Raw genomic sequence first — 1,050 nt, forward strand, 5'->3', positions numbered from 1 at the left:
CTGGCCGCGCAGATCGCGGCCTGCGCCCGGCCCGGACACCCCGCCTGGCGCGGGCGGCTGCGCGCCGCCATCGACCTGCTGATCGCCCTGAGCCCCTTCCACCAGGACACCCGCTACGGCCAGCTCGCCCCCACCGGCCTGCTCCTCGCCGAGGCCGCCGCCCGGCACGGCGACCGCAAGGCCGAGGGGCGGGCCCGCTTCCTGTGCGGGACGATCGCGCTCAAGGACACCCGGCTCGCGGAGGCCGAGACCGAGGCGCGGCTCGCCGTACTGGCCTGCCGCGAGGCCGGCGACACCGTGGTGCTGCGCCAGGCCCTCAACGACCTCGGCCTGGTCGCCCAGTTCCTGCGCCGCTTCGACGAGGCCATCGCGTGCTTCGACGAGGCCATCGCGCTCGCCCGGGAACTCGACCACCGCTCGGGCGAGTACGCCACCACCGTCAACGCGGCCCTCGCCCGGGTCCGCAGCGGCCGCGCCCACGAGGCCGTCCCGGCCTGCGAGGCCGTACTGCCGGGGCTGCGGGAGATGGACGACCGGCACGGCATCTGTTACGCCCTGTACGTCCTCGGGCTCGCGCTGCACGCCACGGGCCGGTACGAGGAGGCGATCGCGCGGTACGGGGACTGCCTGGCCGTCGCCGGGCCCGCCGGGATCCGCCAGCGGGTGGCGCACGCCCGCTACCGGATGGCCGACACGCTGCGCGCGGTGGGCCGGCACGCGGAGGCCCAGGAACAGGCGGAGGCGGCGCTGTCGCTGTGCCGCGACCTCGGCTCCGACCGGGACAGCGGGCACGCGCTGGTGGTGCTCGGCCGGACGCTGGCCGAGCGCGGCCGCGCCGAGGAGGCCCGGAGCCGGCTGCTCAGCGCGTCGGCGGTGTTCGCCAAGCTCGGCCTGCCGGACGTGGCGGACGTCGAGGAACTCCTGGCGGCGCTGCCCGCCTGAGCCGCCGCCCCGCCCCGCCCCGCGCTGCCCCGCGCCGCGGCCCGGCGCCCAGGAGCCCCGGTGCTCAGGAGCCGGTGCTGTTCCAGTTCCCCTCCACGAGGCCCTGCG

1 protein-coding gene is annotated in these 1,050 nt (G+C 77.8%); it reads left to right on the forward strand.

All coding sequences use genetic code 11. From position 1 onward, the window contains the following. On the forward strand, window positions 1-942 hold a 942-nt coding region (locus ACFVUS_RS44180; RefSeq protein WP_387781631.1), incomplete at its 5' end, for a tetratricopeptide repeat protein. Window positions 943-1,050 lie beyond the last annotated feature (108 nt).

It is taken from the genome of Nocardia sp. NPDC058058 (genome assembly GCF_042885355.1).
GTDB lineage: Bacteria > Actinomycetota > Actinomycetes > Mycobacteriales > Mycobacteriaceae > Nocardia.